Here is a 25820-nt window from a genome sequence, read left to right as displayed (position 1 = left end):
GATCAGCGCTTGTACGGGTCGTCGTACCCAAGGCCGGCCAGGATGGCGGTCTCGTGCGCTTCCATCTCGCGCGCCTCGTCGTCGTCTTCGTGGTCGAAGCCCTGCGCATGCAGAGTGCCGTGCACCAGCAGGTGCGCGTAGTGCGCCTCCAGCGTGATCTTCTGCTGCTTCGCTTCGGCTTCGACGACCGGCGCGCAGAGAATGAGGTCGGCGTGAACCACCGGCTCATGCTCGTAGTCGAAGGTCAGCACGTTGGTCGCGTAGTCCTTGCCGCGGAAGTCGCGGTTGAGGGCCTGGCCTTCGTCGGCGCCGACGATGCGCACCGTGATCTCGCCCGGCGCCTTCAGCGCCGCGCGGATCCAGCGGGCCACCTTGTGGCGCGGCAGGTGCGCACGGTGCGAGGCGTCGGCAAACTGCAGCGACAGGCGCAGCTCGGGGCGGGCCATCAGCTGCGCTCCGCTGGCGCCGCGTCGTAAGCCTCGACGATGCGCGCAACCAGCGGGTGGCGCACCACGTCGGCGGCGGTGAAGCGTGTCATCGCGATGCCGTTCACGCGCCGCAGCACCCGCTCGGCGTCGATCAGGCCGCTGTCGGTGCCCTTGGGCAGATCGATCTGGCTCACGTCGCCGGTCACCACGCATTTGCTGCCGAAGCCGATGCGCGTGAGGAACATCTTCATCTGCTCGCGGGTGGTGTTCTGCGCCTCGTCGAGGATCACGAACGCATGGTTGAGCGTGCGGCCCCGCATGAAGGCGAGCGGCGCGATCTCGATGTTGCCCTTCTCGAAGGCCTTGCCCACGCGCTCGAAGCCCATCAGGTCGTAGAGCGCGTCGTAGAGCGGGCGCAGGTAGGGGTCGACCTTCTGCGCCAGGTCACCGGGCAGGAAGCCCAGGCGCTCGCCGGCTTCGACCGCCGGGCGGGTGAGGATGATGCGCTGCACCGCGCTGCGCTCGAGCGCATCGACCGCGCACGCCACCGCGAGAAAGGTCTTGCCGGTGCCCGCCGGGCCGATGCCGAAGGTGATGTCGTGCGTGCGGATGTTGTTCAGGTAGAGGTGCTGGTTGGGCGTGCGGCCCGCCAGATCGGCACGGCGCGTGCGCAGCACGACCTCCTCACCGTCGGCGTCTTCCGCACGCTCGGCGCCTGGCGCTGCGGCCCGCCTGCGGGCACGCGGCACGTCGGCCAGCGCTTCCACCAGGGCGAGCTGGAACGCTTCGGCCGAGATCGGCTTGCGCGCGCGGTCGTAGAGCGTCTGCAGCAAGGCTACCGCGCGCTCCGCATCGGCCTTCGCCCCTTCGATGCGGAACGACTCGTTGCGCCGCGAGATGCTCACGTCGAAGGCCGACTCGATGTTGCGCAGGTGCTCGTCCAGGCTGCCGCACAAATGGGCCAGGCGGATGTTGTCGAGCGGGATGAAGGCGTGGCGAAGGATCAAGCGTGAACCTCTCTACAAAAGGCGATTGTCGCCCCGCGTGCCGGCCCACGCCGAGCAGGGACACCCTCCTGCACAATCGGCGCCCATGCGCGATCGCCTCCGTCTCCGCTCCCAGCCCTTTTCGTGGATGAGCCTGCTGGTGCTCTGGCTGCTGACTGCTGCCGCGCTGGAGGGGCGTGCCGCGCCGGCCGAGGGCAAGGTCATCGTCATGCAGCAAGCCATCACAGCGACCGGCGCGGGCGAGCAGTTCCCGGACGAGCAGACCGTGCGCCCCGTGTCCCTGCCCGACGACTGGTGGCGCAGCCGGCCGCGCGAAGACGGCCCGGTGTGGTACCGGCTGCGCTTCGACGCGCCCGAGGCCGCCGGAAGCCCCGAGCATCTGATGGCCGCCTACATCCAGCGGGTGTGCAGCAACGCCGAGGTTCACCTCAACGGCTTCCTCGTGCACAGCGGCGGGCGCATGACGGAGCCGCTCACGCGCAACTGCGCCTACCCGCAGCTGGTGCCGCTGCCGGCCAGCCTTCTCAAGGCCGAGGGCAACACGCTCGACATCAAGGTGCAGGGCTACGCGGTGCAGAAGGTCTCGTCGCGCCAGCGCTCGGGCGGCCTCTCGGCCGTGAAGATCGGGCCGCAGGCGCTGCTCGCCGAAGAGCAGGCTTCGCAGACCTTCTGGAACGTGACGGCCCTTCAGATGCTGGCCGTGGCCACCACCGTGCTGGCCGCCTTCCTGCTCTTCCTGCGGGCGATCAACCCGAAGGAGGCGCACCTCGGCTACCTGGGGTTGCTCATCCTCGGGTGGAACGCGCTCGGCCTGCGCAGCTGGTGGGCCCACGTGCCGCTCGACACCCACACCGTCGAGCTGCTCACCTGCGTCGGGTTTGCCATCGTCACCGGGCTCACGGTGCAGTTCCTGTTGAGCTACAGCGCCCTGCGCTCGCGCATGATCGAAGCCGGCCTGCTGGCGCAATGCCTGATGGTGCCGCTGACGCTGGCGCTGGCCGGGCCGCAGCGCCTCTTCAACCTCAGCAGCGCCTGGAACCTGCTGATGGTGCTGGAGGTGGTGGCGATGATGGTGCTCTACCTCTACACCGAGTGGCACGCCCGGCGGCGGACCTTCTGGCCGATGGCGGCGATGATGGCGGCGCTCGCGCTGCTGGTGGCGATGGACCGGGCCGCGCAGTTCGACTGGATGCCGCGGGTGAACCTGCTCAACTACGCGCTGCCGGTGATCTTCTTCGCCATCGCCTCGCGCCAGATCAAGATGTTCGGCCACGCACTGCGCTCGGCCGAAGCGGCACGCAACTCGCTCGATCGCCGCCTCGCCGAAGCCACCGCCGAGATGGAGCGCAACTACGTGCAGATGGCCGAGCTGCGTGTCGAGCAGGTCACCGAGAAGGAGCGCAAGCGCATTGCCGGCGACCTGCACGATGACCTGGGCGCGAAGCTCCTGACCATCGTGCACACGAGCGAATCGGAGCGCATCTCCTCACTCGCGCGCGAGGCGCTGGAAGAGATGCGCCTGTCGGTGCGGGGCCTCACCGGCAAGCCGCTGCCGGTGGCCGACGCGCTGGCCGACTGGCGGGCCGAGACCGTCTCTCGCCTCGGCCAGGCCGGCATCGAGGTCGACTGGCGCAGCCCCACCGAAGACGTGACGCAGTTGCTCTCGGCCCGCGCTTTCGTGCAGACGACGCGCATCCTGCGCGAGGCGGTGAGCAACGTCATCAAGCACAGCGGCGCCTCGCATTGCAAGGTGCGCTGCACCCTGGGCCAGCAGGACTTCGTGCTGGTGGTGCAGGACAACGGCAAGGGCATCCCGATGGAACTCGACGGCAAGCTCGACCGCGGCCACGGCATGGCCAGCATGAAGCACCGCGCCAAGCAGATGCAGGGGCAGTGCCTGGTGGAGTCGGGCCCCGGCTACGGAACCGTGATCCGGCTCACGCTTCCGTTGGGTATGGCTTGACATTGGGTTTCGCCAGACGGTTTGCAGAACCGCTGGACTGTTAGGATGCACTTCGGTTTTTCACCGTGCGAGTTGCCGCCATGAACAAGATCCTGTTGTTGGAAGACCTGCCCGAAATCCGCAGCTGGCTCAAGGCGCTGGCCTTGCAGGTGTTTCCGCAGGCCCAGGTGTTCGAAGCCGCGCGGGTGCACGATGCGCTGGCGCTGATCACCGCCGAGCGTTTCGAGATCGCCATGATCGACCTCGGTCTGCCCGACGGCTCCGGCGTCGACGTGGTCGCCGCCCTGCAGAAAGCCCAGCCCGAAGCGCAGTCGGTCGTCGTGACCATCCACGACGACGACGACCACCTCTTCCCCGCGCTGCAGGCCGGCGCCTTCGGCTACCTGCTGAAGGAACAACCGCGCGAACATTTCGTCGAGCAGCTGCAGCGCATCAGCCAGGGCGAACCGCCGCTGTCGCCGTCGATCGCCCGCCGCGTGATCGCCTATTTCGCGGCACAGAACAAACCGCAGGAACGCCCGCAGAACCTGCCCCACGTGCAGCTCACCGACCGTGAGAACGAAGTGCTGCTGTGGGTGGCCAAGGGCTTCACGCTGCCTGAAATCGGCGTGCAGCTGAACCTCTCGCGCCACACCATCGCCGACTACGTGAAGCAGATCTACCGCAAGCTCAACGTGAGTTCGCGCGCCGAGGCGGCCCTCGAAGCCCAGCGCCTCGGCCTCTTCCGTCGCTGAGCGGCCGTCGATGATCGGTCGCCTCACCGGGCTGCTCGCAGAAAAGAACCCACCGCAACTGCTCGTGGACGTGGGTGGCGTCGGCTACGAAGTCGACGTGCCCATGAGCACGTTCTACAACCTGCCTGCCTTGGGCGAGCGGATCTCGCTGCTCACGCACTTCGTGGTGCGTGAAGACGCGCAGGTGCTGTTCGGCTTCCTCACCGCCGAAGAGCGTGCGACCTTCCGCCAGCTCGTGAAGATCTCGGGCGTCGGGCCACGCACGGCCTTGTCGATCCTGTCGGGCCTGAGCGTGGGCGAGTTGGCGCAGGCCGTGTCGCTGCAGGAAAGCGGGCGTCTCATCAAGGTGCCGGGGATCGGCAAGAAGACGGCCGAGCGCCTGCTGCTCGAACTGAAGGGCAAGCTCGGACCCGATCTCGCGCTGCCCACGAGCGTGGCCAGCGACGCCCAGGCCGACATCCTGCAGGCGCTGGTCGCCCTGGGCTACAGCGACCGCGAAGCCGCCCTGGCGCTCAAGAGCCTGCCAGCCGACGTGGGCGTGAGCGACGGCATCAAGTTGGCGTTGAAGGCATTGGCCAAATAGCGTGGCCAAAAACTGCACAGGCGTGCAAACATTGCTTACAACTTGCACCGGGTCACGGGGGCAGGGCCTGAAATGTCCCGGTCATGGCCAGGGGCGACACATAAAATTCGCCGGCTTTTTGCAGCGTCGCTGTCCATGTCCGACCTGATCAACCCTCGTCTCTTCGCTCGTGTCGAGCGTTCCCTGCGCAAGCGGTTGAACGTCAACGTGACGCCTCATCTGAAACGTTGCGCCGCTCATGCCAAGAGCGAAGACGATTTCATGGCCGCCGCCGCCCGCATGCTGATCAACCAGCAGGAGCGGCAGGAGTGGCTGGCGTCGTGGGCGACGCGCCGCCACAACGAAAGCGCCGACACCACGCCGGCCGACCTGGACACCACCACGCCCTCATCGCTCGATGCTCCCCTGCAGCGCACCTTCCGCATCACGCCCCAGCAGCGCGAGCGTGTGCGTGAAGCGCTGGCCAACGAACTCGGTCCGATTGCCGACCTGTTGCTCGACAACGAAGCCCGCCGCGCCGACTCCGTGACCGAATTGCTGCAACGCCTGGAATCGCACCTGGAAAGCGACGAACAGCGCGCCCGTTTCCGCCAGTCCACGCTATCTTCCCGTTCGCTCGACGCCTGAGTCGAGCTCCTGGCAGTTGGTTGTGAAGCGCCTACGGTGCCCACCGCGGCGGAGACTCGAATTCGTTTGACTTTCCGAGACCTTCCATGAACCTGAAGCTCAGATTCAACCTGGTGTTCACGCTGCTGTTCATCATCGCGCTGGCCGTGGCTGGCGGCACGGTCTACCGCCTGGTGCAGGCCAATGCGAGTGCCGAAGTGGTGCGAGATGCGCAGCGCCTGATGGACGTGGCCATCGCCGTGCGCGGCTACACCGTCGACAACATCAAGCCGCACCTCGACCCGCTGCTCGACCGCCATTTCCTGCCGGAAACGGTGCCGGCGTTCGCCGCCACCGAGACCCTCGCGCGCCTGGCCGCCAAGCAGCCCGGCTACAGCTACAAGGAAGCGACGCTCAACCCGACCAATCCGCGCGACAAGCCCACCGACTGGGAGCGGAAGATCGTCGACCGCTTCCGCGCCGAGCCGAAGACCACCGAGTTGTCGGGTGAAGTGGAAACCGGCAAAGGCGATCTCTTCTACGTCGCCCGGCCGATCCGCATCACCAACGCCGCGTGTCTCGCCTGCCACAGCACGCCGGCCGCCGCACCACCCAGCCTGATTGCGCGTTATGGCGACAAAGCCGGCTTCGGCTGGCAGCTCAACGAGATCGTTGGCGCACAGATCGTGGCAGTTCCCACCACGCTGCCGCGTGAGAAGGCCCAGCAGCTCTTCGCCACCTTCACCGGGTCGCTCGTCGCGGTGTTCGTCGCCCTCTTCCTGGTGCTGAACTGGTTGCTTCAACGCCTGGTGGTCAAGCCGGTGCGCGAAGTGGCCATGGCCGCACGTCGCGTGAGCCAGGGCGACATGTCCCTGGCCGAGTTCTCCGAAGACCGCCCCGACGAGATCGGCACGCTGCAGAAGTCGTTCAACCGCATGCGCCGCAGCCTGGTCAAGGCGATGGGGATGCTGAGGAACTGACGCCTAGTGCTTCATCTCGTGAGAGGCGCCAGCGCCTTCCACGTTGACCGTCACGGTCACCTCGCCGGCCTTTTCGAACTTGAGCTTGAGCGGGAACTTGTCGCCCTGCTTGAGCGGCGCCTTCAGGCCCATCAGCATGATGTGCAGGCCACCGGGCTTGAGTTCGACGGCCTGCCCGGCGGGCACCTCGACGGCCGACACCTCGCGCATGCGCATCACGTTGCCTTCCATCTTCATCTCGTGCAATTCCACGCTCGCGGCCACATCGGCGCTGGCCGAGACCAGCTTGTCGCCAGCCGCGCCGGCGTTGCGCACGCTCAGGTAGGCGCCGCCCGTGGGCTGGCCCGGTGCGGTGGCGCGGGCATAGGGGTGGCCGATCGTCAGCTCCCCGAGCTTGAACGAGTGGGCGTGGGCGGCCAGTGCGAGGGCGCTCAGCGAAAGTGCGGCCAGCAGTCGGCGGGTGAGGGTGAGGGTCATGTCGGAGCTCCTGGGGGTTGAGGGAATGATCACAGGTCGAACTTGAGTTCGGCGTTGAAGGTGCGCTGCGTGTAGGGGTGGAAGGCCCAGTAGCGCTCGTTGTTGAAGTTGTCGATGCCGAAGGCGGCCGACCACTGTCTGTCGAATCGATAGACCACGCGCACGTCGGCCACCAGGAACGAGCTGACGCCGGTGTAGGTGCGGCCGTTGGGGTCGCTGTTGTCGAGCGTGCCGTATTGCTTGCCGCTGTAGCGCAACCCGAGGCTCGCGCTCCAGTGGTCATCGACCTTGTAGCTGGCCAGCCCGGTGGCGCGCCAGCGTGGCACGCGGGGTTGCCAGTGGCCGACGCTCGCGGGGAATTTGTCGTTCCTCACGATGCGCGAATCGGCGAAGGTGAGGCTCGCATTGAGGTCCAGACCTCGAACGATGGCTTGAGGCCATTGCAACGCCAACTCTAGGCCACGCGTGCGGATGGCGTCGACGTTCTGCACGCGGGTGACGAACGGGACCACCGTCACGTCGGTCTGCGCATACAGCGCGTCTTCGGTGCGTTCGGCAAAGAAGGTCGTGCGCAGCAGGCCCATGCCGAGGCTGCGCTCAGCCGTCAGTTCGCCGGTCCATGAGGTTTCGGGGCGCAGGGACGGGTCCCCCTGTGTGCCCGCCGAGGCCGTCTGGTACAGCTCGACCACCGTGGGCGCCCGCACCGCACGGCCGAGCGAGGCCTTCAGCAACCAGGCCTCGTCCAGCGCATGCGAGATCGCGAGCTTGGGCGAGAACCAGTTTTCCCGACGCTCGGCCTGGGTCGCCACCGGTGACCTGGCCTCCCACTGCTCCACGCGAGCGCCGAATACCGCGCGCCAGTCCGGCGAGAGGTGCCAGGCGTCCTGCATCCACAGGCTTTGCAGCCACGAACGGCCGGACGTGGCCTGGCTGCGCAGCTTGAAGGCGTCGCGTTGCACACCGGCCTCGACCGTGTGCATGGTGCCGACCGGCCGCCAGATGCCTTTGAGCGCCAGCGTGTTCCAGCCGGTGCCCTGCATGTCGGTGAGGCCGGTCGCCGAGTTGTGCACGTCGTCGCGCCGGTAGTCGTAGACGCTGGCCGCGGCCTCCCAATCCCACTCGGCGCGGGTCTGGCTCTTGAGGCTCAACCCTTGGGCCACATGGTCCAGCCGGGCCTTGCTGCTCGCGAAATCGCCCGGCACCAGCACATAGTCGCGCCCGTCGATGTTGACCGTGCCGGTGGTGACGACGTTGCCGCCCGCATCGCGCAGATAGCTCCGCCCCTCGCGCTCGGTGTCGTTGCGCCAGTAGCCGAGCGTGTACGAGGCCCGCAGGGTCGGCGTGATGTCATACGCCAGCTTCAGCTTGGCGTGGTCCTGCACGGTGTGGCTGCGGCCGCCGTCGCCGAGGATCCACCAGTCCTGCACCGAGGGGTTGCGATCGGCCACCGCGCCCGTGACTGGCACGCCGCTGTTGCCCACCGTGCCTTGTGCCACGCGCCTGTTTGCAAACGTGATCGGCTGCCCTTCACTGTCGAGCCGGCTCACGTTGAACCACCACGACAACCCACCCTCCCCGCTCCCCAGCGCCGCGCTGCCGGACTGCCCGCCGAAGCGGTCGTGGGTGGCGTATTGCTTATAGCGCTGCGAGTAGCCCTGCAGCTTCACATGGGCCTCGAAGGCGCGGGGCATGCGCGTCACGTAGTCGACCACCGCACCGACCGAGTTGCCCGGGTAGGCGGCGGAGAACGGACCGTAGAGCACGTCGACGCGGTCGATCTCCTCCGGCGTCACCAGCCCCCAGCGGGGCGTGAAGGTCGCGCCGTTGCCGAGCAGGTTCGACAGCAGGATGCCGTCGGCGTAGACCAGCGAGCGCGCGCTGTTGCCCGTGCCCGAGGCGCGGCTCGCCAGGACCGCATGGTCGTGATCGCCGATGTAGCGTTTGCGCACGTTCAGGCTCGGGAAGTACTTCAGCGCATCTTCCGAATCGGTCGCGTTGATGCTGCGCGCGATCTGCGCGGCGTCGATGCTTTCGGTGGTGGTCGGGATTTCCAGCGGCAGGGTCGCGGGGCGGCCCCCGACGATGGTGACGCGGTCGAGCTGGGCCTGCGCAGCGGCCAGGCTCGACCACGCAGCGGCGACGGCCAGCGTCGCCAGGGAAGGCTTGTTCATGAAGAGGGAAGGCCCGGGCACGAGCGCCACGGGGCCAGGGCAAGACTCAGGAGGCCGGCATCGACGCCGGCCGCGGCACGACTTCGCTCAGGCGAGCGCCGGTGGGCCTTGCTTGAGTCTGGCCCGCCAACGGGCGCTGGCGTCGGGCGCCGTCTCCACGGCCTGCGGCGAGGGGATCGCCTGCGGCGCGCCCGGGGTCAGGCTCGGCAGGGCGGCCGGCTGCGGCGCGGCCAGCGCCATCACCGCGCTCAGCGCACAGTGGTCGCCGGCATGCGTGGCCTGATGGTCGGGCGCGGGCTCGCCATCGAGCACGATGGTCTTCACGCCATACACCGTGCAGACCTCGACCAGCGCCTTGCCCTGCGCCTCGGCCGACGCGCTCGCCAGGAGCGGCACCGCCGCCTTCAGCAGCAGCGCGCAGGCGAAGAGCCACAAGGCAAATCGCGAGCGGATCAGCGCTGACGGGGGACGGCGAGACATGGGGCGAGATTGTGCCAGCCCACCCGCCAGACCCTGACCGCGAGGGCCGCTGCACAATGCGCGGCATGAGCATTCAGACCGATGATTTCGCGCCCTCGCGCCGGGTCGTGAGCGCCGTGCCCGCCTCGCCCAACGAAGAGGCGATCGAGCGTGCGCTGCGCCCCAAGGGCCTGGCCGAGTACGTGGGCCAGGCCAAGGCGCGCGAGCAGTTGGAGATCTTCATCGGCGCCGCGCAGAAGCGAAAGGAAGCGCTCGACCACGTGCTGCTCTTCGGCCCGCCGGGCCTGGGCAAGACCACGCTCTCGCACATCATCGCCAACGAGCTGGGCGTGAACCTGCGCCAGACCTCCGGCCCCGTGCTCGAGAAGCCGAAGGACCTGGCCGCCATCCTCACCAACCTCGAGAAGAACGACGTTCTCTTCATCGACGAGATCCACCGCCTCTCACCCGTCGTCGAAGAGATCCTCTACCCGGCGCTCGAGGACTACCAGATCGACATCATGATCGGCGAGGGCCCCGCCGCGCGCAGCATCAAGCTCGACCTGCAGCCCTTCACGCTGGTGGGCGCCACCACGCGCGCGGGCATGCTGACCAACCCGCTGCGCGACCGCTTCGGCATCGTGGCGCGGCTGGAGTTCTACACCTCGGAGGAGCTCGCGCGCATCGTGCACCGCTCGGCCGGCCTGCTCGAGGTGGCGGCCGACGCCGAAGGCGCCTTCGAGATCGCACGCCGCTCGCGCGGCACGCCGCGCATCGCCAACCGCCTCCTGCGGCGCGTGCGCGACTACGCCGACGTGAAGGGCGATGGCCGCATCACCAAGGCCATCGCCGACAAGGCGCTCGCCATGCTCGACGTCGACCCGCAGGGCTTCGACGTGATGGACCGCAAGCTGCTCGAAGCGGTGATCCACCGCTTCGACGGTGGCCCGGTGGGCCTCGACAACGTGGCCGCGGCCATTGGCGAAGAGGCCGGCACCATCGAAGACGTGATCGAGCCCTATCTCATCCAGCAGGGCTTCCTGCAACGCACGCCGCGCGGGCGCATCGCCACGCTCGCCGCCTACCGGCACCTGGGCGTGGCACCGCCCAAGAGCGCAGGCGACCTGTTCGACGCGGGCTGAGCCGCCTCAGGCCAGCGGCAGCCGCAGCGTGACCAGCGCCCCGCCCAGCCGGGGCGATTCACCGATCACGACGCTGCCGCCGTGGATCTCCACGATGCGCCGCACGATCGCAAGCCCCAGCCCGGCGCCGGGCGCACTGCTGCGGTCGACCCGCACGAAGCGTGCGAACACCCGCTCGCGCATCTGCGGCGGCACGCCGGGCCCGCTGTCGTGCACCAGCCACTGCGCCTGCCCGTCGCCCGCCTCCGCCAGCGCCTCGATCAGCACCTCGCCCCCGGGCGGTGTGTGCACCAGTGCGTTCTCGATCAGGTTGCGCAGCACCACCGCCAGCGCATCGTGGTTGCCGCGCACGCTCACGAGCGGGCGGCCCGGGCTCCAGTGCAGGCGGATGCCTTTCTCTTCCGCCAGGGGCGCCACGCCGGCCCACACCGAGGTGGCCAGCTCCCACAGGTCGACCGTTTCGTGCAGGGCGAACTGCGACGGGTCGCGGTCGTAGCGGGCCAGGGCCAGCAGCTGGCCGATGAGCGTGGTCGAGCGGTCGATGGCCACGTCCATCTGCTCCAGCGCTTCGCGTCGCTCCTCGGCACTGCGCGCCCGCTGCGCGTTGCGCACCAGGATCTTGAGGCCCGACAGCGGCGTGCGCAGCTCGTGCGCCGCATCGCTCGTGAAACGCTGCTCGTAGCGCAGCGTCTGGCTCATGCGCCGCATGAGTCCGTTGAAGGCACCGATCACCGGGGCGAGCTCGGCTGGTTGCCCTTCCAGCTCGACCGGCGACAGGTCGGCCGCCGACTTGCCCGCCAGCGCCTCGGCGGTGTCGTGGAGCGGCGCGAAGGCCTGGTCGAGCTGGCGGCGGATGAGCAGCAGGAACACGCACAGCGCCGACAGCATGCCAATGCACAGCGCGAGCGACACCCACAGCCCGTAGTGCTGGTGGCGCTCGGGGCTCGCGGCCATCTGGATCTGGAAGCTGTGCTCGCGGTTCCAGGTGTTGTAGGTGCGCAGCGGCTGGCCGTCGAGCACGGTGTCGCCGAAGCCGGCCGCGCCCGGTGCCAGCGGCGTGCGGGCCGGTGCGTTGGCGCTGCGGTAGCCCAGCACCCCGCCCTGCTGCCAGACCTGGTAGACGATCTTGTCGCTGAAGACCTCGTCGGTGTCGTCGCTCACGTCGCCGCCGCCGGTGCGCTGGATCTCGGCCAGCTCGTGGTCGGCGAAGGCGAGCGCCATGTGCGCCAGCTCGCGCAGCGAGGCGTCGAACATCGCGTCGGACTCATGCCGTGCGAGCGCCACGATGGCGAGCGTGACCACCAGCCAGGTCAGGCCCGACACCAGCGCGATGCTGCGCAGGCAGCGGTACTTCAGGCTACGCGGCGCAGCGAGGAAGCGCCGCCAGGCGCTCTCAGGCTGCGCGCGCTGTGCCGGCGGCACGGCCTCAGAGGGGGAGGAGGTAGCCGTTGCCATGCAGGGTCTGAATGAAGTCGCGCCCGAGTTTCTTGCGCAGCTTGTGGATGTAGACCTCGGCCGAGTTGCCTTCGACCTCGCCGCCCCAGGCGCCCAGTTGCTCTTCGATGCGCTGGCGCGGCACCGGCTTGCCGGCCGATTCCATCAGCAGGCGCAGCACGGTGAACTCGCGCCCGGTGAGCCACAGCGGCAGGCCGTCGCGGGTGGCGCGGTGGTCGCGCAGGTCGATCTCGACGCCACGGCACGCCAGCACCGCGCCGGGCACGCCATGCGAACGCCGCGTGACGGCGCGCAGGCGGGCCAGCAGCTCGTCGAGGTCGAAGGGCTTGCCGAGGTAGTCGTCGGCGCCGAGGTCGAGCCCACGCACGCGGTGCGGCACGTCGCTCAGGGCGGTGACGATGATCACCGGCACGCGCCAGTCGGTCTGGCGGATGCGGTGCAGCACGTCGAGCCCGGGCAGGCCGGGCAGGTCGAGGTCGAGCACCAAGGCGGCGTAGTCGCCCTGCCGGAAGGCGGTGTAGGTGTCGATGCCATCGCGCGTCCAGGCCACGTCGAGGCCTTCGCGGCTCAGGCCGACCCGCAGCGCCTGGCCGAGCACCGGGTCGTCTTCGGCGAGCAAAACACGCATGTCCAGTGCCTCCTTCGGATAGGCGAGCCTCCTGGCACACCGAGTTACAGCCAGTTACGTTTATGAAACCGCGGCGCGCCGACCACTAATGCACGCATGTGCACTTCTACCCTAGATTAAATCCGACAGGGGCCCGTCCGAGCGAAAAGTTGAGCGGCCTTCCTGGGTGAAGGGGGTCCGCGCGGCCCCTTTCCTTCCACAAAAAAGCACGCCGTGCAGGAGACCACCATGACCCGCCAAGCCACGTCCGCCGAGACCCCGCCAGGCCCCTCCACCGAGGCCTCGCCCCGCAGCGACACCCCCACCTTCGTCATCCACTGGCTGATGGTCGTCGGCCTGGCCGTGAGCCTCCTGACCGGCCTGCGCATCGCCGACAGCGACGGCCGCCTCGGCTGGCGCTGGATCGAGCCGCTGCTGCTGCAAGGCGACGTGGGCCGCTGGCACGTGTGGAGCGCCTACCTGCTGCTGGGGGCCGCTTCGGCCTACGTGGCGCTGCTGTGGCGCGGCGCGCTCGGCGGGCGGGTGAAGCTGATGCCGGCGAGCCTCACCGCCGCCGACCCGGCACAGCGCCGCCGTGGCTGGAACCGGCTGCTCTACTGGGTCGCCTTCGCCCTGCTCGCGGTGGCCGGCGCCAGCGGCGCGCTGATGTACTTCGCGGCCGGCCGCCTGCCCGAGCCGCTGGTGGCCAACGTGCACCAGGCCGCCGCCTGGGGCTTCGTCGCCTACGTCGGCCTGCACGTGGCGGCGCAGCTGTGGCTGGGCGGCGTGGCGCAGTTGCTGAAGATCCTGCGCCCGCGCATGGCCTACGGCGCGGCAGGTCTCGCGGCGATGGGCGTGGCCGGTGCCGCGTGGGCGGTGCTGGCGGGCGGCGAGCGGGTCGCCACCTCCGAGCTGCACATGCGCCGCGTGGCGGTGCTGCCGGTGGTCGACGGCCTGCCCGACGACGCGGCCTGGAAAGACGCCCCCGCCGTGACGGTGCACACCACGCGCGGCGCCAACTTCCCGCAGGGCGAGACGGCGGTGACGATCCGCGCAGTGCGCGACGCGACCGACGCGGTCTTCCTCTTCGAGTGGCCCGACAGCACCCGCAGCCACAAGCACCTGCCGCTCGTGAAGACGGCGCAGGGCTGGCAGGTGAAGGAGTCGCGCTACGCGAAGAACGATGAAGACGACTACTACGAAGACAAGTTCGGCGTGATGTTCTCGCGCCTGGCCAGCATGGGCGGTGGCGCGGCCCAGCTCGGCTCGCACCCGCTGCCCGGCAAGCCCGCGCCGACGGCCGGCCGCGGCCTGCACGCCACCACCGACGGCAGCATCGTCGACGTGTGGCACTGGAAGAGCGTGCGCTCGGGCGGCCTCGGCCAGATCGACGACAACTACTTCGGCCCGCCCCTGCCCGCCGAAACCGGCAAGCGCTACACCGGCGGCTACACGCAGGACCCCAAGCAGTCGGGCGGCTTCGACCAGAACTGGGACAAGATCCCCGGCAGCCCCTACGTGCGGCCCAAGTTCCTGCCGCGCGACATGGCCGCCCTGCAGGCCCGCGTCGGCCCGATCGACCTGAGCCCCACCCACGGCGACACCCAGCTGCTGGCGATGAGCAAGGCCGAGACGGTGCCCTACAGCGCCGAGCTCGACACCTACCCCGTGGGCACGGTGCTGCCCTCGGTGGTGCTGGAAGCGCCCTTCACCGGCGACCGCGGCGACGTGGCGGCCGTGGGCACCTGGAAAGACGGCCGCTGGCGACTCGAAGCCCGTCGCAAGCTCGACACGCACTCCGCCTACGACCTGCCCTTCGAGACCGGCCTGTCGGTGTGGGTCTCGGCCTTCGACCACAGCCAGGCCCGCCACACGCGGCACACGCACCCGGTGCGCCTGGTGCTCGACTGACCCGGCGCAGGAGCACCGACATGACGACTCGACTGTCCATCCGCCAATGGGCCGCACCAGTGACGCTGCGCGACAAGCAGACGCTGCTGGAGGCCGCCCTGGCCGCCGGTGTGCCCTTCCCTCACAACTGCATGAGCGGCGAATGCGGCGCCTGCAAGTGCCGCGTGCTCGACGGCCAGGTGGAGCACGACCCGCACCTGCCCGAGGCGCTGAGCGCCGACGAGCGAGCACAAGGCCTGGTGCTCGCCTGCCGCTCGCGGGCCCGCGGGCCGGTGGCGGTGGAGTGGCTGGTGCCCGAGCGGGTGCGCCAGGCGCTGCCGCCGCCGCGCCACCTCAAGGTGCGCGTGACCGACAAGACCCGCGCCTCGCACGACGTGATCCGCCTGCGGGTCGCGGTGCAGGGCCACGCTCTGCACTTCGTGCCCGGCCAGTACGCCCGCCTGCGCGTGGGGCGGCTGCCGGCGCGCAGCTATTCGATGGCCAACCTGCCGGGCGAGGGCGAGCTGGAGTTCCACATCCGCCTGGTGCCGCAGGGGCTCGTGAGCGGGCACATCGCGCAGCACCTCGACGTGGGCGACACGCTGCGTCTCGAAGGCCCGTTCGGCAGCGCCACCTGGCAGGGGGTGCAGCCCGGCCCGCTGCTGCTGGTGGCGGGGGGCACGGGGCTCGCGCCGATCATGTCCATCCTCGGGGCGGCACTCGACGACGGGCACCCCGACATCCACGTCTACCACGGCGTGCGCGACGAACGCGACCTCTACGACAGCGACATCCTGATGTCGCTGCACGCCGCACAGCGCCTGCGCTACACGCCGGTGCTGTCGGCCCCGGGTGCGGCCACGCCGCGCCGCACCGGCTTCGTCCACGAGGTGCTGGCGCGCGACTTCCCCCGGCTCGACACCGCCGCCCTCTACGCCGCGGGCCCACCGCCGATGGTGGAGGCGGTGCGCGCCCACGCGCTCGCCGCCGGGCTCGATGCGCAGCACATCGCGGCCGATGCCTTCCACCCAGCCGCGCCGGCGGGCCTCAGCCTGGTGGACCGCCTGCGGCGGCTTTTCCGCGCACAGGTGCCCGCCGCGGCCTGAGCCGCGGGCGACTGGCCTCAGAGCAGGTCTTCGACCACCAGCCAGTGGTACTTCACGGCGCTGCGTGCGCCGAGGTGGCGGGCGATGTCCATCGCGCGGTCGGTGTGCGGGCCGTCGGGCGCGTAGACGAGCAGCCAGCCGCAGCCTTCGCTGGCCAGCTGCTGGTAGCGGCGCATCAGCGTCACCTCGTAGCCGAAGCCGGCGAGCTGGCTGGCGCGCGGCAGCATCGCGTCCATCTGCTCGCGCTCTTCGTCATGGTCGTAGAAGAGCACGTCGTCGGCATCGAAGCCCGCGTCGTACAGGGCCTGCATCGCCTGCCGCGCGGTGGCGTCGTCGGGAAAGGCCAGCAGCACATGCCCGACCGGGTTGTAGGTGCCGAGCGACTGCGGCCGATCGGCCTTGGTCATGCGCTTGATCGCCATGAATGCCTCCTGCGGAAACACCGGATGCTTCAACCATAGGCGACCGATCGTTCATTTCAATCCGCTAATCACCCCAGCCTGTGACGAGGCCGAACCAGCACACCGCCGTCACCAGGTTCATCGGCATGGTGAGCACGCTCGGCACGTAGAAGAACGCCGACAACCGCGGGCTGGCGAGCACGAGCTCGCAGAAGTACGCCACGATGAAGAGGAGGCTGCCGAGGACGAGCCAGCGCCGCATGTAGGTGGGCAGCCAACGTGCCTGCGCGCGGTTGTGGCGCAGCGCCGCCGCACGCGCGAAGACATCACCCCGGCTGGCGTCGAAGAACAGCCAGCCGTAGAATAGATAGCGATACAGCAGCGAATGGAAAGGCAGGTACGGCATGGCGCCCTCGCGTCCGTGGTTCGACTCCGGACGGCCGGGCGGGTTCCGGCCTAGCCGCGCTCGCCACGCTTGAGGTGCGCCTCGACGTCCTTCGCGCGGTCGCCGACCTTGGCGACGGCCTTCTTCAGTTCGTCCTTCGTGACACCGTACTTGCGGGCCCAGTCGTTGAGCTCGTAGTCCTGGTGCACGTTGATGCGTTCGCGGTCCTGGCCGCCGGCTTGCTGCTTGCTGTCAGACATGCGGGTCTCCTGTGGTGGGCGATGCGGCACGGTACGCCGCGCGCCGCGCCGGCGATGTCGGAGTCCCGCGCATCCCGCCGTAGGAGAAGCGTCGCCGGCATCAAGGTGCCGCGACCGGCGCGGCTCAGCGAAGCTCGGGCCGCTCGCTGACCCAGCCGACTACGCACAGCCCCAGCACGACACCCCCAGCCCCCGCCAGCTGCTCGGGCAGGCTGAGCCGGTGGGCGTTCCACAGCAGCAGCGAGGTCGCGCCGAGCAAGGCGACGAAGAGACCCGCCGACACCCACTGCGCGCCGCGCGACATCGGCGGGTCGTAGCGCTGCACTTGCGCGATGTCGAACGCCGGCTTGGGGAAGCGCGCCGCCACGTCAGCCGGGCGCCAGCCGGGGTGCATGAACCACACGCGCAGCTTGTCGCCCCAATGCTTCGCGTGCCACGAGTCCTTGAAGAGCTCGGCGTAGTACTGCAGGTTGGCCCACACCGGGTTCCAGCTGCGCAGCGGGCCGCGGGTGCCGTAGACGATGGGCTCGCGGTCGTCTTCTTCGATGAAGCTGCCGAAGAGGCGGTCCCACACGATGAAGATGCCGCCGTAGTTCTTGTCGAGGTAGCGGTCGTTGACCGCATGGTGCACGCGGTGATTGCTCGGCGCGCAGAACCAGCGGTCGAACCAGCCGAGCTTGCCGATGTGCTGCGTGTGCACCCAGTACTGGTAGAGCAGGTCGATCAACGCCACCACGCCGAAGACGAGCGGCGGAAAGCCGAGCACCGCCATCGGCAGGTAGAAGAGCCAGCCGCCGACCCAGCCACTGCCGGTTTGCCGCAGCGCCGTGCTGAGGTTGTAGTCCTCGCTCTGGTGGTGCACCACGTGCGCGGCCCAGAAGAGCGCCACCGTGTGGCCGAGGCGGTGGTGCCAGTAGTAGCAGAAGTCGTAGAGCACGAGGCCTGCGACCCACACCCACACGTCCTTCGCCGACAGCTTCCAGAGCGACGCGTGCTCGAACACGAGCGCGTACAGCCACACCGTGAAGAGCGCGGCGAAGAGGTTGACGAGCTGGCTGATGATGCCCAGGCCGATGCTGTTCATCGCATCGTTGAGCCGGTAGGTGTTGCGGCCACGCTTGAGTCCGACGAGGAACTCGATGCCGATCAACAGGAGGAAGACCGGCGTGGCGAGGACGATCACTTGCGAAGGGGTCAGCATCCTGCGATGGTGGGCCGCCCGAAGCGGCTGCCGCAAGCGGGGCATCCCCGGGTTGGAGACGCCCCTCTAGACCCGTGACCTCACGCCGCGTGGCCGACGCGGTCGTTGCTCTCGTCGAGCGAGCCCTGCTCGAGGTGCGAGGTGTCGCTCCAGCCGACGAGCGTGAAGCCTTCCGGCGTGTAGAGCAGGCGGTTGATGCTGGCGTTGCCGAGCTGCCAGGAGCGGGCGGCCTGCAGGTCGAGCCGCGAGGCGGCGCGGTAGAGGCAGTCCATCACGCCACCGTGCGCCACGATGGCGATCGTCTGCCCCGGGTGCGCCGCCGCGAGGCGCTCGGCCGTGCGCACGCAGCGCTCGTAGAACACGCGCAGCGACTCGCCCACGCCGCCCGGGCTGAAGTCGAGCTCGCGCTTGCGCCAGCGCAGCGATTCCTCGGGCCAGCGTGATTCGATTTCCTGGTAGGTGTGGCCCTCGAAGCTGCCGAAACCCCGCTCGCGCAGGCCCGGCTCGGCGGTGATGGGCAGCCCGGTCGCGCGCGAGATGGCCTGCGCGGTCTGGTGCGCACGCTGCAGGTCGCTCGCGTAGATCGCGTGCAGGTCGTCGTCGGCCACGGCGGCGGCCAGGCGCTCGGCCTGCCAGCGGCCGGTGTCGTTCAGGGGGATGTCGAGCTGGCCCTGGATGCGGGTGTCGACGTTCCAGGCCGTCTCGCCGTGGCGGATGGCGAGCACCCGGGTGACGTGGTTCATCAGGCGAGCAGGTTCTTGTTGAGGGTGTAGATGCCGACGTGCGAGGCGCGTGCGAGCACATGCGGGGCGATGGCCTCGCGCAGCTGCGCGCCGGTGAAGCTGCCCTCGACCGGCGCCTTCGGCACCGACAGCGCGTACAGCGTGAAGACGTACTGGTGCAGCAGCGAATCGTTGAACGGCGGGAAGCAGCCGTCGTAGCCGAAGTACTGGCCGGCCATCGCCGGGTCGCCGGCAAACCAGCCGGTGTAGTCGTTGAGGCCGTGGCGTGCGCCGTGCAGCGTGGCGGGGCCAGGCTTGCCCTTGGGCGTGAGGCCGCCCGAGCTGAACTCGCCTTCCTTGATCTCGCGCAGGCTCGCGGGCAGGTCGGTGAGCACCCAGTGGAAGAAGTCGGTGCGCGGCAGGTCGCTCGGCACTTCGCGGTCGGGCTTGTTGACGTCGTCGCCGCGGCTCGGCACGTCGCCGTCGTGGCAGATCAGCGCGAACGATTTCGTGCCCTCGGGCACCTCGCTCCAGGTGAACTGCGGGTTCACGTTGTCGGACATCGTGGGCCCGCTGTCACCCGGCTTGCCGGCGGCGTAACGGGTGGGGATGCGCGCCCCGTTCTTCCAGCTGGTGCTCGTGAGTTTCATGCGATCAGACTCCCCACACGATGTTTTCGTTGGCCGCCAGGGCGCGCTTCATCATCTCGACCAGCGGCCAGGCGCGCTGGCGCAGCGAGACGCCGTCGCCTTTCGGCGCCTTGCCGTCTTCGGCCTCGGCTTCCTTGCGCGCGGCTTCGTCGGCGGTGATGGCCGCTTCGATGGCCTGCATCGCGGCCGGCATCTGCGCCGGCTCGATGATGCCCTTGGCCGACGGCTCCTTGCCGATCAGGCGCAGCACCTGGTCACCGCTCGGCCCCATCATGATCACATCGCCAGCGGCCTTCGACTTGAACTTGTAGATCATCGGTAGATGTACTCGCGGTTGAAGGGAAAACGGGATTGTGCGCCTCGCATCGGGCCCGAGGCGACGTCGTGGTCGGGCCGGGTCGCCAGCACCTGATGCAGCGAGATCCACCCTTGCTCGAAGCTCATCGCGCTGCCGGCGAGGTAGAGCCGGTAGGCGCGCACCACGCTCTCGCGCGTGAACTCGCGGGCACGCGCCAGGTGGGCTTCCAGCCGGTCGCTCCAGGCCCAGAGGGTGCGCGCGTAGTGCGGGCGCAGGTTTTCCACGTCGACCGGCTCGAGCGCGGCTTCGCTCGTCACCTTCAGCACGTGCGACAGGTGCACCAGCTCGCCGCCCGGGAAGATGTAGCGCTCGATGAAGTCGCCCATGCCGGCACCGAGCTGGTGGTTGCGCGTGCCGCCGGCGGTGATGCCGTGGTTCATCAAGAGTCCGCCGGGCTTGAGCAGCCGGCGCACCTGGTGGAAATACACCGGCAGGTTCGCATGCCCGACATGCTCGAACATGCCGACCGAGGCGATGGCGTCGTAGGGCTCCGCCTCAGGCAGGTCGCGGTAGTCGCACAGCGTCATGGTCACGCGCCCTCGCACGCCGCGCTCGTCGATCAGCCGGTTGACGTGCGCATGCTGGTTCTTCGAGAGCGTGATGCCATCGGCCCGCACGCCGTAGTGCTCGGCCGCCCACAGCAGCAGGCCACCCCAGCCGGCGCCGATGTCGAGGAAGCGCTCGCCCTCACGCAGCATGAGCTTCCTGCAGATGTGGTCGAGCTTGGCGGCCTGGGCGCCGTCGAGCGTCATCGCCGGGTCTTTCCAGTAGGCGCAGGAGTAGACGCGCCGCTCATCGAGCCACAGCGCATAGAAGTCGTCGGACACGTCGTAGTGGAACTGCACCTGCCGCGCATCCGCATCGAGCTGGTGCCGCACGCGCGACTTCACGGTGCGCGTGAGGTTGCTCCACCAAGTGAGGGGGCGTGCGCCGTCACCTTCGAGCGCGGCATCGCCCACCATCAAGGCGGCCACGTGCATCAGGTCGCGCATGCTGCCGTCGATGTCGAGCCGGCCCTCGACATACGCCTCGGCCACCCGCCCGATCTGGCCGGTGGCCAGGTGGGCCAGTGGGGCCAGCTCGTGCAGGCGCAGCGTGACCGCCGCGTCCGCCTGCCCGAGGCGCCGCCCGCCGGGCAGCACCACCGCCAGCGGCACCCCCTGCGGTGCCAGCCGTTGTTCAAGGGCTCGTTCGATTGCTTGCATCGTTCGCCACCTCGCTCGCTCAGCTCCGGCAATGGTATGAAAATCGCATCGCCTGCCACCACCTCAATCCTGATCGGAATGCCATGAAATGGTTTCGCTTTGGCCCGGAAGGGCATGAACGCGTCGGGGCCTTGGACGCGTCCGGGCAACTGAGGGACCTGTCGGCCGACGTGCCCGACCTGCACCTGCCCACCCTCGGGCTCGACGGCCTGAAGCGCCTGTCGAAGCTCAAGCCCGAGGCTTACCCCTTGGTGCGCGGCCAGCCCCGGCTGGGCGTGCCGTACACGGGCATCAGCAAGTTCGTGGCCATCGGCCTCAACTACGCCGACCACGCCGCCGAAGCCGGCCTGCCGCTGCCCAAGGAGCCGATCGTCTTCCTCAAGGCGACCACGTGCATCACCGGCCCGAACGACCCGGTGCTGCTGCCGCCCAGCAGCGTGAAGACCGACTGGGAGGTGGAGCTGGGCGTGGTGATCGGCCGCACCGCCCGCCACGTCGCCGAAAGCGAGGCCTTGTCACACGTGGCCGGCTACTGCGTGGTGAACGACGTCTCCGAGCGCGAATACCAGATCGAGCGCGGCGGCACCTGGGACAAGGGCAAGGGCTGCGACACCTTCGGCCCCATCGGCCCCTGGCTCGTGACGGCCGACGACGTGCCCGACCCGCAGGCCCTCGACATGTGGCTCGACGTGAACGGCGTGCGCCGCCAGAGCGGCAGCACCGCCACCATGATCTTCGGCGTGGCGCAGATCGTGAGCTACGTGAGCCGCTTCATGACGCTCCTGCCCGGCGACATCCTCTGCACCGGCACGCCGCCCGGCGTGGGCATGGGCATGAAGCCGCCGCAGTTCCTGCAGGAGGGCGACGTGATGACGCTCGGCATCGCCGGCCTCGGCGAGCAGCGGCAGGTGGTGGTGACGTCCCTATGACCTGATGAGCCGCACCGGCGCCTTGGCGGCCGCCGGTGCTGCGGCCACGCCCACGCGCGCCTCGAACGACGCGCTGTCGAGCGCCGCGGCATACAGGTAGCCCTGGAACTCGTCGCACCCGGCGTCGAGCAAGAACTGCCGCTGCGGCTCGGTCTCCACGCCCTCGGCGATCACCTTGAGGTTCATCGCGCGGCCGAGCTGGATGATGGCGTTGACGATGGCCTGGTCGCTCGCATCGCCTGGCAGGTGGCTCACGAAGCTGCGGTCGATCTTGAGCCGGTGGATCGGGAAGCGCTTCAGGTAGCCGAGGCTCGAATAGCCGGTGCCGAAGTCGTCGATGGCCAGGCCCACGCCCAGCGCGTGCAGGCCTTCGAGCCGGTGCAACGCGTCTTCCGAATCGCGGATCAGGATGCTTTCGGTCAGCTCGAGCTCCAGCAGCTCGGGCGGCAGGGCGGCACTGGTGAGCTCGTGCTGCACCCGCTGCAGAAAATCGGTCTGCTGGAACTGCAGCGCCGAGACGTTGATCGACACCGGCATCACGATGCCGCGCGCGCGCCACGCCGCCGCCTGGCGCACCGCCTGCGAGAGCACCCAGTCGCCGATCGGGATGATGAAGCCGCTCTCCTCGGCCACCGGGATGAACTCCCCGGGCGACACCTCGCCCAGCACCGGGTCGCGCCAGCGGATAAGCGCCTCGGCGCCGATCACCGCGCCCGTCTTCAGGTCGACCTGCGGCTGGAAATGCAGGCGGAAGAGCCCGCTCACCAGCGCCTGGCGCATGGCATGGTCCATCTGCATGCGCGAACGGCGCACGCCTTCGGTCTGGGCCTGGTGGAAGCGGAAGCTGGCACGCCCCGATTCCTTGGCGCGCTGCATCGCGGTGGCGGCGCCGCGCATCAACTCGTCGAGCGCGTTGCCGTCCGACGGGCACAGCGCCACGCCGATGCTGCAGGTCACGGTGAAGCTTTCGCCGCCTTGCGTGAAGGGCTGGCCCATCGCGTCGAGCAGGCGCCGTGCGGTGGCCTCGGCGCCCGCCGCATCGGCCTGGTGCACCAGCAGCACGAACTCGTCACCGCCCAGGCGGGCCACGGTGTCAACGTTGCGCAGGCAGGACTTGATGCGCTCGGTGACTTCGAGCAGCACCTTGTCGCCCGCGCCCATGCCGAGCGTGTCGTTGACATGCTTGAAGCGGTCGAGGTTGAACACCATCAGCGCAAACGGCTGGCCGTTGCGCTGCGCCATCGCGAGCGCGAATTCAACGCGGTCTTCGAGCAGGCGGCGGTTGGGCAGGCCGGTGAGCGCATCGGTGTGCGACAGCTGCTCGATGCGCTGCTGCGCCGCCAGCTGCTCGGTCACGTCGCGGAAGGAGAAGACCCGCCCGATCGGCTGGCCGCGGCTGCACTGCGGCAGCGTCACCCGCTCGAGCACCTTGCCCGAGTGCAGCGTGAGCACGTCGCTCGCCTGCAGCAGCGCGGCATCGAGGATGGCACCGAGCCGGCGCACGTACTGGTCGCCGTCGGTGACGCTGCGGCGCATCCAGTCCTGCACGGCGCGGTCGTCGCGTTGCATCAGCAACTCGTCGGGCAGCCCCCACATCGTGGCGAAGCGGCGGTTGAAGTTGCGGATGCCACCCGACAGGTCGGTGACGAGGATGCCGTCGGCGCTCGACTCCAGCGTGGCGCGCAACTCGGCCACGCGCGTGTCGAGCTCTTCTTCGGCGGCGCGCTGCTGCGTGAGGTCGCGCAGGGTGACGATCAGCACCTCGCAGTCGCTCATCTGGCCGATGCGGCTCACCCGACGTGTGACGGGCACGATGCTGCCGTCGAAGCGGCGCACCACCGTGTCCGAGAGGATCGCTTCGGACAGGCCCGCGGCCGCCTCGGCCCAGAACGCGATGTCTTCGGCGGTCGCGCTGAGGTCGGTGGCCGCGCGGCCACGCAGCGACCAGGCGTCGATGCCCAGCAACTCGCCGGCCGCCGTGTTGGCGGCCAGGATGGTGAGGTCAATCGCGTCGACCAGCCAGACGGGGTCGAGCAGCCCCTCGATCAGGGCCGACCAGTGTTCAAGCGTTGCGGCCCTCGCCGCGGCGCTCACGCCGCTTCCTCCAGAGGAGCGGCGTAAGGCTCGAAGAAATAAGCGACACGCGTGCGCGGCGACAGGTAGTCGAGCGACTCCGTCGGCAGTTGCTGCGGCTTCAGGCTGCGGCGGATGCCCAGGCGTGGCTCCAGCTCCAGGTTGAGCAGCAGCGCTTCGTCGCGCGGCACACGCGGCTCGTGCACCATCACGCGCGGCTTGAGCGGGCGCGAGGAGTTGACCGAGACGACCATCGCATAACGGTCATCGGTGAGCTGCACCACCGAACCCGGCGGGTACACGCCCATCATCTTGATGAAGCCGCCGAGGATGGCGGTGTCGTAGCGGTTCTTGCCCTGTGCGAAGAGCAGCGACAGCGCCTCGTGCGGCGTGAGCGCACGCGAGGGCACGTGCGGGTTGCACATGTTGTCGTAGCGGTTGATGAGCGAGACGATGCGCGAGGCGATCGTCATGCGGTCGCTGTTCAGGCGCAGCGGGAAGCCGCTGCCGTCGGCATGCTCGTGGTGCTGCGCGATCACGAGCGTGGCACCGGCGGCCAGGCCCATCTTCTTGGCGATGGTCACGCCGTGGGCCACGTGCTCTTGATAGAACTGGTTCTCGGCCGGGGTGAAGTGCTCTTCGCGGTGGCGCACACGCTCGGGCAGCTCGATCTTGCCGATGTCGTGCAGCATCGCGCCCACGCCCAGGTCGAGCATCTCCTGGGGCGACAGGCCGAAGGTCCTGCCCATCAGCAGCGAGATCACCGCAACGTTCACCGCGTGCAGCGAGGCCTTGTCGCCCGCCGCTTCGGTGAGCAGGCGGATGCACATCTCCTGCTGGCCGATCATCTTGTCGACGAAGGCCTGGGCCAGCGCTTCGGTCTGCTCGCGCGCCACCTGCGGCTGCGTCAGCACGATCTCCGACGCCCGCTTGCAGGCAGTCGTCGCCTCGGCGAATTGGGCCTCGCACAGCTGCAGCGCCTCGCGCTGCGCCAGCAGGGCTTCGCGCAGGCGGCGGCGCTCCTGCGCTTCGGCGGTTTCGGTGAGCGGCGCCACGAGCGCCTCGGCGGGCACGGTGTCCGGCACCGACGGGTCTTCTGCCGGGCCCGGGTGGGTGAGGCTTTCGACGGCCGCCGGGTCGCTCTTCTCCGGGCTCCAGCGCACACGCTGCTTGCCGAGCGAGCGAATGGTGGCGATCTGCGCAGCAGAACCGATCTTGAAGCTGCTGAGGGGAAACGGGTGCGACATCCATCCACCATCGAGATGCACAAACATCCCGATGCGCAGCTGTGCCACGTCGATCAGTGTGGGTGTAGGTACTTCTTTCATGACGGTGGCTCGTGGCCCCGTGAATCTGCATTGCTTGTGCGACTTTTCGGCCGCCAGCCCCCTGAACTTGAACCGATTATGTTCAGCGGCTTCGGCGCCGCACCTGCTAGTTCTGACAGTGCTGCGGTGCGAGACGCACACTGTGTGCGTTATTGCGCAAAGCGCTTTTGCGGGCTACGTGAGAGCCCGGATGCCGCCCCGCCCGAAACGGCCTAACGCTCGATCCGCGTCGACAGCACGATGGCCGAGGTGGTGCGCTCCACGCCGTCGAGTGCGCCGATGCGGTCGATCAGCGCATCGAGCTCACCGATCGAGTGGGCCGCGACCACGGCGATCAAGTCGAAGGGCCCGCTGACCGAATGCAGCACCCGCACCTCGGCAATGCGCCGCAACGCCTGCTCGATGGCCGCACTCTGCCGAGGCGCCACGGTGATGAAAATGTGAGCGCGCACCAGCGCCGCCTCGGCCGCATCGGGCACAACGACCGTGTAGCCGACCACCACGCGCTGCCGCTCCAGGCGCTCGATGCGGCTTTGCACCGTGGTGCGCGAGAGCTTCAGGGCCCTGGCCAGCTCGGCGACAGGCGTGCGGGCGTTCTCGCGCAGCAGGGCGAGCAGGGCGCGGTCGGTGGCGTCGAGGGCAGAGTTGGTCATATGTGCAGATTAGTCTCGTCAGATTGCCGAACTATGGGCTCTGGATC

At 69.0% G+C, this 25820-nt stretch carries 26 protein-coding genes and 1 pseudogene; 9 read left to right on the top strand and 18 right to left on the bottom strand.

Annotation, left to right across the window (positions count from 1 at the left end; translation table 11 throughout):
* Positions 1-2: 2 nt before the first annotated feature.
* The gene (ybeY, locus tag RXV79_RS02460) at positions 3-446 is read right to left on the bottom strand and encodes an rRNA maturation RNase YbeY (protein WP_316701839.1); all 444 of its coding nucleotides are present in this window, start codon (positions 444-446) and stop codon (positions 3-5) included.
* Positions 446-1435 (bottom strand): PhoH family protein, encoded by a 990-nt coding sequence (locus RXV79_RS02455; protein WP_316701838.1) that lies wholly within the window; start codon positions 1433-1435, stop codon positions 446-448. Before RXV79_RS02455 ends, ybeY begins: the two co-directional genes overlap by 1 nt.
* Positions 1436-1520: 85 nt before the next feature.
* Here RXV79_RS02455 and RXV79_RS02450 point away from each other — a divergent pair, with 85 nt between their 5' ends.
* The 5 genes from RXV79_RS02450 (at position 1521) to RXV79_RS02430 (ending at position 6301) form a co-directional block, all read left to right on the top strand.
* The gene (locus RXV79_RS02450; RefSeq protein ID WP_316701836.1) at positions 1521-3398 is read left to right on the top strand and encodes a sensor histidine kinase; all 1878 of its coding nucleotides are present in this window, start codon (positions 1521-1523) and stop codon (positions 3396-3398) included.
* 80 nt (positions 3399-3478) lie between these two features.
* Complete coding sequence (locus RXV79_RS02445; protein ID WP_201806684.1) at positions 3479-4132, top strand: response regulator; 654 nt, start codon at positions 3479-3481, stop codon at positions 4130-4132.
* Between the two features lie 10 nt (positions 4133-4142).
* A complete protein-coding gene (ruvA, locus tag RXV79_RS02440; protein WP_316701832.1) occupies positions 4143-4715 on the top strand; it encodes a Holliday junction branch migration protein RuvA in 573 nt (190 codons plus the stop codon).
* A 135-nt stretch (positions 4716-4850) separates the two neighbouring features.
* Entirely contained in the window at positions 4851-5342 is a 492-nt protein-coding gene (locus RXV79_RS02435) for a DUF8082 domain-containing protein (protein WP_316701831.1), read from the top strand.
* An 86-nt stretch (positions 5343-5428) separates the two neighbouring features.
* The gene (locus tag RXV79_RS02430) at positions 5429-6301 is read left to right on the top strand and encodes a Tll0287-like domain-containing protein (RefSeq protein ID WP_316701830.1); all 873 of its coding nucleotides are present in this window, start codon (positions 5429-5431) and stop codon (positions 6299-6301) included.
* 3 nt (positions 6302-6304) lie between these two features.
* On the opposite strand, the gene RXV79_RS02425 is transcribed toward RXV79_RS02430, so the two are convergent.
* The 3 genes from RXV79_RS02425 to RXV79_RS02415 all read right to left on the bottom strand — a co-directional run bounded on the left by RXV79_RS02425 (position 6305) and on the right by RXV79_RS02415 (position 9429).
* The gene (locus RXV79_RS02425) at positions 6305-6778 is read right to left on the bottom strand and encodes a copper chaperone PCu(A)C (protein WP_316701828.1); all 474 of its coding nucleotides are present in this window, start codon (positions 6776-6778) and stop codon (positions 6305-6307) included.
* 29 nt (positions 6779-6807) lie between these two features.
* Positions 6808-8949 (bottom strand): TonB-dependent receptor, encoded by a 2142-nt coding sequence (locus tag RXV79_RS02420; RefSeq protein WP_316701826.1) that lies wholly within the window; start codon positions 8947-8949, stop codon positions 6808-6810.
* A gap of 87 nt (positions 8950-9036) precedes the next feature.
* Entirely contained in the window at positions 9037-9429 is a 393-nt protein-coding gene (locus RXV79_RS02415; protein WP_316701825.1) for a DUF2946 family protein, read from the bottom strand.
* Positions 9430-9494: 65 nt separating this feature from the next.
* On the opposite strand from RXV79_RS02415, the gene ruvB reads away from it, so the two are divergent.
* Positions 9495-10550, top strand: coding sequence for a Holliday junction branch migration DNA helicase RuvB (ruvB, locus tag RXV79_RS02410; RefSeq protein ID WP_316701824.1), 1056 nt, complete (start codon positions 9495-9497; stop codon positions 10548-10550).
* Between the two features lie 6 nt (positions 10551-10556).
* On the opposite strand, the gene RXV79_RS02405 is transcribed toward ruvB, so the two are convergent.
* Positions 10557-11972: a sensor histidine kinase gene (locus RXV79_RS02405; protein ID WP_316701822.1), complete on the bottom strand. Its 1416-nt coding sequence runs from the start codon at positions 11970-11972 to the stop codon at positions 10557-10559.
* A gap of 4 nt (positions 11973-11976) precedes the next feature.
* A complete protein-coding gene (locus tag RXV79_RS02400) occupies positions 11977-12633 on the bottom strand; it encodes a response regulator transcription factor (RefSeq protein ID WP_316701820.1) in 657 nt (218 codons plus the stop codon).
* A gap of 228 nt (positions 12634-12861) precedes the next feature.
* Between RXV79_RS02400 and RXV79_RS02395 the strand changes: the two genes are divergently transcribed.
* Both RXV79_RS02395 and RXV79_RS02390 read left to right on the top strand, forming a co-directional pair.
* Positions 12862-14523 carry an ethylbenzene dehydrogenase-related protein gene (locus RXV79_RS02395; RefSeq protein WP_316701818.1) on the top strand — a complete coding sequence of 554 codons (1662 nt, stop codon included), beginning with the start codon at positions 12862-12864 and terminating at the stop codon, positions 14521-14523.
* Between the two features lie 20 nt (positions 14524-14543).
* Positions 14544-15608: a 2Fe-2S iron-sulfur cluster-binding protein gene (locus tag RXV79_RS02390; RefSeq protein ID WP_316701817.1), complete on the top strand. Its 1065-nt coding sequence runs from the start codon at positions 14544-14546 to the stop codon at positions 15606-15608.
* 17 nt (positions 15609-15625) lie between these two features.
* On the opposite strand, the gene RXV79_RS02385 is transcribed toward RXV79_RS02390, so the two are convergent.
* From RXV79_RS02385 to RXV79_RS02350, 8 genes and pseudogenes are all read right to left on the bottom strand, one after another.
* Positions 15626-16030, bottom strand: coding sequence for a hypothetical protein (locus RXV79_RS02385; protein WP_316701815.1), 405 nt, complete (start codon positions 16028-16030; stop codon positions 15626-15628).
* Between the two features lie 64 nt (positions 16031-16094).
* Entirely contained in the window at positions 16095-16415 is a 321-nt protein-coding gene (locus tag RXV79_RS02380; protein WP_316701812.1) for a hypothetical protein, read from the bottom strand.
* 50 nt (positions 16416-16465) lie between these two features.
* A complete protein-coding gene (locus RXV79_RS02375; RefSeq protein ID WP_316701811.1) occupies positions 16466-16654 on the bottom strand; it encodes a DUF3606 domain-containing protein in 189 nt (62 codons plus the stop codon).
* Positions 16655-16865: 211 nt separating this feature from the next.
* A pseudogene (locus tag RXV79_RS02370) lies at positions 16866-17855 on the bottom strand (sterol desaturase family protein); the annotation flags it as partial.
* An 80-nt stretch (positions 17856-17935) separates the two neighbouring features.
* Positions 17936-18598, bottom strand: coding sequence for a histidine phosphatase family protein (locus tag RXV79_RS02365; protein WP_316701809.1), 663 nt, complete (start codon positions 18596-18598; stop codon positions 17936-17938).
* Complete coding sequence (locus RXV79_RS02360) at positions 18598-19227, bottom strand: YbhB/YbcL family Raf kinase inhibitor-like protein (protein ID WP_316701808.1); 630 nt, start codon at positions 19225-19227, stop codon at positions 18598-18600. Before RXV79_RS02360 ends, RXV79_RS02365 begins: the two co-directional genes overlap by 1 nt.
* Before the next feature lie 4 nt (positions 19228-19231).
* Entirely contained in the window at positions 19232-19543 is a 312-nt protein-coding gene (locus RXV79_RS02355; RefSeq protein ID WP_316701806.1) for a DUF1840 domain-containing protein, read from the bottom strand.
* Positions 19540-20790, bottom strand: a complete 1251-nt coding sequence (locus RXV79_RS02350; protein WP_316701805.1) for a class I SAM-dependent methyltransferase — start codon at positions 20788-20790, stop codon at positions 19540-19542. The genes RXV79_RS02355 and RXV79_RS02350 overlap by 4 nt, the downstream gene beginning before the upstream one ends.
* A gap of 83 nt (positions 20791-20873) precedes the next feature.
* Here RXV79_RS02350 and RXV79_RS02345 point away from each other — a divergent pair, with 83 nt between their 5' ends.
* On the top strand, positions 20874-21719 hold the full coding sequence (locus tag RXV79_RS02345; RefSeq protein WP_316701804.1) for a fumarylacetoacetate hydrolase family protein: 846 nt from the start codon (positions 20874-20876) through the stop codon (positions 21717-21719).
* Here RXV79_RS02345 and RXV79_RS02340 read toward each other — a convergent pair.
* The 3 genes from RXV79_RS02340 to RXV79_RS02330 form a co-directional block, all read right to left on the bottom strand.
* A complete protein-coding gene (locus RXV79_RS02340; RefSeq protein WP_316701802.1) occupies positions 21714-23813 on the bottom strand; it encodes a putative bifunctional diguanylate cyclase/phosphodiesterase in 2100 nt (699 codons plus the stop codon). The two genes, RXV79_RS02345 and RXV79_RS02340, sit on opposite strands and share 6 nt — an antisense overlap.
* Positions 23810-25120, bottom strand: coding sequence for a cyclic di-GMP phosphodiesterase (locus RXV79_RS02335; protein WP_316701800.1), 1311 nt, complete (start codon positions 25118-25120; stop codon positions 23810-23812). The genes RXV79_RS02340 and RXV79_RS02335 overlap by 4 nt, the downstream gene beginning before the upstream one ends.
* 212 nt (positions 25121-25332) lie before the next feature.
* Positions 25333-25773 carry an Lrp/AsnC family transcriptional regulator gene (locus RXV79_RS02330; protein ID WP_316701798.1) on the bottom strand — a complete coding sequence of 147 codons (441 nt, stop codon included), beginning with the start codon at positions 25771-25773 and terminating at the stop codon, positions 25333-25335.
* Positions 25774-25820 lie beyond the last annotated feature (47 nt).

The organism is Piscinibacter gummiphilus, from assembly GCF_032681285.1.
GTDB classification, from domain to species: domain Bacteria; phylum Pseudomonadota; class Gammaproteobacteria; order Burkholderiales; family Burkholderiaceae_C; genus Rhizobacter; species Rhizobacter gummiphilus_A.
This window is presented reverse-complemented; position numbering and strand designations above follow the sequence as displayed.

What these genes read in the sequence shown, in the direction of transcription:
- ybeY (WP_316701839.1), bottom strand. Translation starts at nt 446, where the DNA reads ATGGCCCGCCCCGAGCTGCGCCTGTCGCTGCAGTTTGCCGACGCCTCG.
- RXV79_RS02450 (WP_316701836.1), top strand. Translation starts at nt 1,521, where the DNA reads ATGCGCGATCGCCTCCGTCTCCGCTCCCAGCCCTTTTCGTGGATGAGC.
- RXV79_RS02445 (WP_201806684.1), top strand. Translation starts at nt 3,479, where the DNA reads ATGAACAAGATCCTGTTGTTGGAAGACCTGCCCGAAATCCGCAGCTGG.
- ruvA (WP_316701832.1), top strand. Translation starts at nt 4,143, where the DNA reads ATGATCGGTCGCCTCACCGGGCTGCTCGCAGAAAAGAACCCACCGCAA.
- RXV79_RS02435 (WP_316701831.1), top strand. Translation starts at nt 4,851, where the DNA reads ATGTCCGACCTGATCAACCCTCGTCTCTTCGCTCGTGTCGAGCGTTCC.
- RXV79_RS02430 (WP_316701830.1), top strand. Translation starts at nt 5,429, where the DNA reads ATGAACCTGAAGCTCAGATTCAACCTGGTGTTCACGCTGCTGTTCATC.
- RXV79_RS02425 (WP_316701828.1), bottom strand. Translation starts at nt 6,778, where the DNA reads ATGACCCTCACCCTCACCCGCCGACTGCTGGCCGCACTTTCGCTGAGC.
- RXV79_RS02420 (WP_316701826.1), bottom strand. Translation starts at nt 8,949, where the DNA reads ATGAACAAGCCTTCCCTGGCGACGCTGGCCGTCGCCGCTGCGTGGTCG.
- RXV79_RS02415 (WP_316701825.1), bottom strand. Translation starts at nt 9,429, where the DNA reads ATGTCTCGCCGTCCCCCGTCAGCGCTGATCCGCTCGCGATTTGCCTTG.
- ruvB (WP_316701824.1), top strand. Translation starts at nt 9,495, where the DNA reads ATGAGCATTCAGACCGATGATTTCGCGCCCTCGCGCCGGGTCGTGAGC.
- RXV79_RS02400 (WP_316701820.1), bottom strand. Translation starts at nt 12,633, where the DNA reads ATGCGTGTTTTGCTCGCCGAAGACGACCCGGTGCTCGGCCAGGCGCTG.
- RXV79_RS02395 (WP_316701818.1), top strand. Translation starts at nt 12,862, where the DNA reads ATGACCCGCCAAGCCACGTCCGCCGAGACCCCGCCAGGCCCCTCCACC.
- RXV79_RS02390 (WP_316701817.1), top strand. Translation starts at nt 14,544, where the DNA reads ATGACGACTCGACTGTCCATCCGCCAATGGGCCGCACCAGTGACGCTG.
- RXV79_RS02385 (WP_316701815.1), bottom strand. Translation starts at nt 16,030, where the DNA reads ATGGCGATCAAGCGCATGACCAAGGCCGATCGGCCGCAGTCGCTCGGC.
- RXV79_RS02380 (WP_316701812.1), bottom strand. Translation starts at nt 16,415, where the DNA reads ATGCCGTACCTGCCTTTCCATTCGCTGCTGTATCGCTATCTATTCTAC.
- RXV79_RS02375 (WP_316701811.1), bottom strand. Translation starts at nt 16,654, where the DNA reads ATGTCTGACAGCAAGCAGCAAGCCGGCGGCCAGGACCGCGAACGCATC.
- RXV79_RS02365 (WP_316701809.1), bottom strand. Translation starts at nt 18,598, where the DNA reads ATGAACCACGTCACCCGGGTGCTCGCCATCCGCCACGGCGAGACGGCC.
- RXV79_RS02360 (WP_316701808.1), bottom strand. Translation starts at nt 19,227, where the DNA reads ATGAAACTCACGAGCACCAGCTGGAAGAACGGGGCGCGCATCCCCACC.
- RXV79_RS02355 (WP_316701806.1), bottom strand. Translation starts at nt 19,543, where the DNA reads ATGATCTACAAGTTCAAGTCGAAGGCCGCTGGCGATGTGATCATGATG.
- RXV79_RS02350 (WP_316701805.1), bottom strand. Translation starts at nt 20,790, where the DNA reads ATGCAAGCAATCGAACGAGCCCTTGAACAACGGCTGGCACCGCAGGGG.
- RXV79_RS02345 (WP_316701804.1), top strand. Translation starts at nt 20,874, where the DNA reads ATGAAATGGTTTCGCTTTGGCCCGGAAGGGCATGAACGCGTCGGGGCC.
- RXV79_RS02335 (WP_316701800.1), bottom strand. Translation starts at nt 25,120, where the DNA reads ATGAAAGAAGTACCTACACCCACACTGATCGACGTGGCACAGCTGCGC.
- RXV79_RS02330 (WP_316701798.1), bottom strand. Translation starts at nt 25,773, where the DNA reads ATGACCAACTCTGCCCTCGACGCCACCGACCGCGCCCTGCTCGCCCTG.